This window comes from Mycobacterium sp. (genome assembly GCF_035623875.1).
Classification (GTDB): Bacteria; Actinomycetota; Actinomycetes; order Mycobacteriales; family Mycobacteriaceae; genus Mycobacterium.
In genome coordinates, this window is sequence record NZ_DASPSP010000310.1 from 1 (window position 1) to 5933 (window position 5933).

General features: G+C 65.2%; 6 protein-coding genes. 4 read left to right on the forward strand and 2 right to left on the reverse strand.

Features of this window, described 5'->3' with window-relative positions:
• Positions 1–594, reverse strand: a 594-nt coding sequence (locus VEI45_RS24945; protein ID WP_324857272.1) for an NAD-dependent epimerase/dehydratase family protein, incomplete at its 3' end; no start/stop codon positions are given.
• Between the two features lie 131 nt (positions 595–725).
• The gene (locus VEI45_RS24950; protein ID WP_324857274.1) at positions 726–1526 is read right to left on the reverse strand and encodes a crotonase/enoyl-CoA hydratase family protein; all 801 of its coding nucleotides are present in this window, start codon (positions 1524–1526) and stop codon (positions 726–728) included.
• A gap of 82 nt (positions 1527–1608) precedes the next feature.
• Between VEI45_RS24950 and VEI45_RS24955 the strand changes: the two genes are divergently transcribed.
• From VEI45_RS24955 to VEI45_RS24970, 4 genes are all read left to right on the forward strand, one after another.
• A complete protein-coding gene (locus tag VEI45_RS24955; RefSeq protein ID WP_324857276.1) occupies positions 1609–3249 on the forward strand; it encodes an acyl-CoA synthetase in 1641 nt (546 codons plus the stop codon).
• A 12-nt stretch (positions 3250–3261) separates the two neighbouring features.
• Entirely contained in the window at positions 3262–4029 is a 768-nt protein-coding gene (locus VEI45_RS24960) for a fructosamine kinase family protein (RefSeq protein WP_324857278.1), read from the forward strand.
• Positions 4030–4054: 25 nt separating this feature from the next.
• Positions 4055–4888: an amidohydrolase family protein gene (locus VEI45_RS24965; RefSeq protein WP_324857280.1), complete on the forward strand. Its 834-nt coding sequence runs from the start codon at positions 4055–4057 to the stop codon at positions 4886–4888.
• Positions 4885–5933: acetolactate synthase large subunit (locus VEI45_RS24970; protein ID WP_324857282.1), on the forward strand; the 1049-nt coding region annotated here is incomplete at its 3' end. The genes VEI45_RS24965 and VEI45_RS24970, both read left to right, overlap by 4 nt.

Below are 5933 nucleotides of genomic sequence, written 5' to 3' on the forward strand. Positions count from 1 at the left end.
GCCGACCGGCATGTTGAAATAACGTCCGAATTCTTGCGCCAGGACGTCGGCCGCGACCTTCGATGCGCCAAACAACGAATGCAGGCACCCATCGATGGACATCGTTTCGTCGATCGCCAGTAGGCCATCGGCGTAGTCGTAGCGGGTGGCGTGCTCAACCAGCGGCAGCGAGTTCGGCCGGTCGCCATAGACCTTGTTCGTGCTCGTGAAGCAAAACGGCGATTCGGGGCAAAAATCGCGAGCCGCGACGAGGATATTCAGAGTCCCCACCGCGTTGACGTCAAAATCGTCATAAGGAATTTTGGCGGCCAGGTCGTGGGACGGTTGCCCCGCCGTATGAATGATGAAATCCGGGCGATGCTCCGCGACGACGTCTCTGATCAGCTGCCGATCACGGATGTCGGCATGAATATGACGGTACTGACGAAACTGGTCCTTCAGACTGGCGACCACTGCCGCCGTCGAGCCGGCCGGGCCGAAGAATTGTCGGCGCATGTCGTTGTCGATGCCGATGACTTCCCAACCGCGGGAGGTCAGAGCGCCCACACATGCCGACCCAATGAGACCCGCCGAACCAGTTATAAGCGCCTTCACTGGGCCCCTCCTGAGTCAGCGCCTTCGTCCGTTGGACGTTAGAGTACAGTCCGCCGGAAGACTGGAACCACAAAAACGAACGGCACACGCGCTCACCCGCGTTTTGTGCTTAGAGCCCGCAGAGTCGGCGATCAGCGCCCCTTGAACTGCGGGCTGCGCTTCTCCTTGAAGGCCAGCGGGCCTTCCTTGGCGTCGTCGGACAAGAACACCTTGATGCCGAGCTGGGTGTCGATCTTGAATGCCTCGTTCTCGTGCATGCCCTCGGTCTCGCGGATCGCCCGCAGGATCGCCTGCACGGCCAGCGGCCCGTTGTTGTTGATCACTTCGGCGATTTCGAGCGCCTTGGTCAGCGCCTCGCCGTCGGGAACGAGATAGCCGATCAAGCCGATGTCCTTGGCCTCGGCGGCGCTGATGTGCCGACCGGTCAGCAGCAGGTCGCAGGCCACCGTGTAGGGGATCTGCCGCACCAGTCGCACCGCCGAACCGCCCATCGGATACAGGCTCCACTTGGCCTCCGAGATGCCGAACTTGGCGCTCTGGCCGGCGATGCGGATGTCGGTGCCCTGCAAGATCTCGGTGCCGCCCGCGATGGCCGGGCCTTCGACCGCGGCGATCAGCGGTTTGGTCAGCCGACGGCCCTTGAGCAGCGCATCGATACGCGACGGGTCGTAGCTGCCATCTTTGAAGGAGTCGCCCGGCGGGCGCGCAGTCGCTGCCTTGAGGTCCATGCCCGAGCAGAAATAGCCGCCGGCCCCGGTCAGGATGCAGCACCGGATGTCGGGATCGTTGTCGACGCGGTCCCATGCCTCGACCATGATCGAGAGCATCTCGGTGGAGAGTGCATTGCGGGCCTCGGGACGGTTCAGCGTCAAGATCAAGGTGTGTCCGCGCTGCTCAATGATGGCGTCGGCGCTTTTTTCGGACTCGCTCACGGGTAATCGCCTTCCTGCATGTGGGCGTCGGACTTGTCAGACTGAATCAAACTTGTGAAAAAATGTAACACGTTCTAATTTGGTGGCCGTGGCCCTGAATATTGCCGACCTCGCTGAGCACGCCATCGACGCCGTACCTGACCGTGTCGCGCTGATCTGCGGCGACGACCAGCTGACCTACGCCCAATTGGAGGAGAAGGCCAACCGCCTGGCGCACTACCTTCTCGACCAGGGTGTGAAGAAGGACGACAAGGTCGGGCTCTACTGCCGTAACCGCAACGAGATCGTCATCGCGATGCTCGGCATCGTGAAGGCTGGCGCCATCCTGGTCAACGTCAACTACCGCTATGTCGAGGGCGAACTTCGCTACTTGTTCGACAACTCCGACATGGTTGCGCTGGTGCACGAGCGCCAGTACTCCGACCGGGTCGCCAACGTGTTGCCGGACACCCCCAACGTCAAGACCGTCCTCGTCGTCGAGGACGGCAGCGACAACGACTACCAGCGCTACGGCGGCGTCGAGTTCTACTCCGCGATCGCGGCCGGCTCACCCGAGCGGGACTTCGGTGAGCGCAGCGCCGACGACATCTACCTGCTCTACACCGGCGGAACCACCGGCTTCCCGAAGGGTGTGATGTGGCGCCACGAGGACATCTATCGGGTGCTGTTCGGCGGAACTGACTTTGCGACAGGCGAATTCGTCAAGGACGAGCACGACCTCGCCAAGGCCGCCGCCGCCAATCCCCCGATGCTCCGCTATCCGATTCCGCCGATGATCCACGGCGCCACGCAATCGGCTACCTGGATGTCGATCTTGTCGGGTCAAACCACCTTGCTGGCACCGGAATTCAACGCCGACGAGGTCTGGCAAACGATTCACGACCACAAGGTAAACCTGCTGTTCTTCACCGGCGACGCCATGGCGCGGCCGTTGCTCGACGCGCTTACCGAGAACAACGACTACGACCTGTCATCGCTGTTTTTGCTCTCCAGCACCGCAGCGTTGTTCTCGCCGAGCATCAAGGAGAAACTGCTGGAGTTGCTGCCCAACCGGATCATCACCGACTCGATCGGTTCCTCGGAGACCGGCTTCGGCGGCATTAGCATGGTTGCCAAGGGCGCGGCGAGCAGCGGTGGCCCGCGAGTGACCATCGATCACCGCACAGTCGTGCTCGACGACGAAGGCAACGAGGTGCAGCCCGGGTCCGGCGTGCGGGGCGTCATCGCAAAGAAGGGCAACATCCCGGTCGGTTACTACAAGGACGAGAAGAAGACCGCCGAGACGTTCAAGACCATCAACGGCGTCCGCTACGCCATCCCCGGGGACTACGCGCAGGTCGAGGAGGACGGCACCGTCACCATGCTGGGCCGCGGCTCGGTGTCGATCAACAGCGGCGGCGAGAAGATCTACCCCGAGGAGGTCGAGGCCGCGCTCAAGGGTCATCCCGACGTCTTCGACGCCTTGGTGGTCGGCGTACCCGATGCCCGGTACGGCCAGCATGTGGCTGCCGTGGTGCAGGCCCGCCCGGGGTCTCGGCCGACGCTGTCGCAGCTGGACAGTTTCGTGCGCACCGAGATCGCGGGATACAAAGTGCCACGCAGTCTTTGGTTGGTCGACGAGGTCAAGCGTTCGCCGGCCGGGAAACCCGACTACCGCTGGGCCAAGGAGCAGACTGAGGCGCGCCCGGCCGACGATGTGCATGCCGCTCACGTAACCGCCTGAGCGCCAAGCCATGTGACCGATTTCGTCAAGCGCCACCCGGGCGCGCCGACCGGCTTTTTCGCTTACGAAGCAGCGGGGCTGCGCTGGCTTTCCGACGTCGACGGCGGCGTGCCCTGCGCGAAGGTTGTTTCCACAGACGCGGTCAGTCTGACACTGCGGCGGCTTGATTCGGTGGCTCCGGGCCCGGAAGCGGCGTCCGAGTTCGGCAGTCGACTGGCCGTCACGCACGATGCGGGCGCGGCGGCGTTCGGCGCGGCGCCCGACGGGTGGGACGGGCCCGGATTCTTCGGGCCGTTGTCGCAGCCATTGCCGATGTCGCTGCGGCCGCACCGACGCTGGGGTGAGTTTTACGCCGACGAGCGGCTGACCCCGATGGCCGAGCTCGCGGCGCCGCGCCTGGATGCTGCGACTCGTGCGGCGGTCGACTCCGTCGCGGCACGCTGCCGAGCAGGCGGCTTCGACGACGATGACCCGCCGGCCCGGCTGCACGGCGATCTGTGGAGCGGCAACGTGATGTGGACGCCCGACGGGGTGGTGCTGATCGATCCGGCTGCACACGGTGGTCACCGCGAGACCGACCTGGCGATGCTTGCGCTGTTCGGCTGCCCGCACTATGACGCAGTCCTGATCGGCTATCGACGGGTGCGATCGCTGAAACCCGGGTGGCGCAATCGCATCGGGCTGCATCAGCTTTTCCCGCTGCTGGCGCATGTCGTGCTGTTCGGCGGTGGGTACGCGGAGCAGGCGCATGCCGCCGCCCGCGCCGCACTGGCCGCCTGACCGGCGGTCTACAGTCAAAGCTCTGATGACGATCGACGTGTGGATGCAGCATCCGACGCAGCGGTTCCTGCGCAGCGACATGTTGGCCTCACTGCGGCGCTGGACCGGCGGGTCCATACCGGACGCCGACATCCCTATCGAAGCGACGGTCGCGTCGATGGATGCCGCAGACGTGGGTCTCGGCCTGCTCAGCGCGTGGCGCGGCCCGGGCGGCCAGGACCTGATCTCCAATGACGAGGTCGCCGAATGGATTGGGTTGCATCCCAGCCGTTTTGCCGGACTGGCAACCGTCGACCTCGACCGTCCGATGGAGGCAGTCCGTGAACTGCGCCGCCGGGTTGGTGACGGGTTCGTCGGTCTGCGGGTGGTGCCCTGGCTGTGGAACGCGCCACCCACCGATCGCCGCTACTACCCGCTGTTCGCCGAATGCGTCGAGTCCGCGTTGCCGTTCTGCACCCAGGTCGGTCACACCGGCCCGCTGCGGCCTTCGGAGACCGGACGCCCGATTCCCTACATCGACCAGGTGGCCTTGGACTTTCCCGAGTTGGTGATCGTGTGCGGACACGTTGGCTATCCGTGGACCGAGGAGATGGTCGCCGTCGCCCGCAAGCACGAGAATGTCTATATCGACACCTCGGCCTACACGATTAAACGGCTTCCGCAAGAACTGATCCGGTTCATGAAAACCGGCACCGGACAACGCAAAGTATTGTTCGGCACCAACTATCCGATGATGAGCCATGCGCACGCATTGGCGGGGTTCGATGAACTCGGGCTTGACGATGATGCTCGCCGCGACTTCTTGTACGGCAACGCCGAGCGTGTTTTCGGGCTCGCTAATCGAAAGGTGAAAACGTGAACGGTGCTCAGGCCCTGATCAATACCCTGGTCGACGGCGGCATCGACGTGTGCTTCGCCAACCCGGGCACTTCGGAGATGCATTTCGTAGCCGCACTGGACACGGTTCCGCGAATGCGGGGCATCCTTGCCCTTTTCGAAGGCGTCGCCACCGGCGCCGCCGACGGTTATGCCCGCATCGCAGAGCGGCCGGCGGCGGTGCTGTTGCATCTCGGACCCGGATTGGGCAACGGCCTGGCTAACCTGCACAACGCCCGTCGCGCCCAAGTGCCGATGGTGGTTGTCGTCGGCGACCACGCCACCTATCACAAAAAATACGACGCCCCGCTGGAATCCGACATCGACGCGCTTGCCGGCAGTGTCTCCGGATGGGTGCGCCGGACGGGTGCCGCCGTCGACGTCGCGGCCGATGCCGCCGAGGCGATTACCGCTAGCCGCACGGGCTCGTACATTTCGACGCTGATCCTGCCCGCCGACGCGTCATGGTCGGATGGGGCCCAGCCCGCCGCGGCGGTGCCAGCGCAACCAGCCGGCGCCGACCCGCTGCTGGCGCCCGAGGTGGTGGAGGTGCTGCGATCGGGGGAGCCCACGGTGATCATGCTGGGCGGCGATGCCACCCGAGGCCCCGGGCTGGCCGCGGCGGCGCGGATCGCGCAGGCAACGGGGGCCCGCCTGTTATGCGAGACCTTCCCGACGCGGCTAGAGCGCGGCGCCGGCATTCCCGCCGTGGACCGGCTCGGCTACTTCGCCGAAGCCGCTGCGGCCCAGTTGAATGGGGCCAAGCATTTGGTGCTGGCCGGTGCGAAGTCACCGGTGTCCTTCTTCGCCTACCCGAGCATGCCCAGTGACCTGGTGCCTGCCGGCTGCGAGGTGCACGTGCTCGCTGAGCACAACGGCGCGGCGGACGTGTTGGTCGCGTTAGCCGACGAGGTGGCGCCCGGGACGGTTGCTCCGGTGGCGGCCGCGTCGCGTCCGCCGCTGCCGTCGGGTCCGTTGACTTCCGCTTCGGTTGCCGACGTGATCGGGGCGCTCTTGCCGGAACGGGC

Bases quoted from the DNA above. Each gene is read 5' to 3' on its own strand.
- VEI45_RS24965 (WP_324857280.1), top strand. From the start codon at position 4,055: ATGACGATCGACGTGTGGATGCAGCATCCGACGCAGCGGTTCCTGCGC.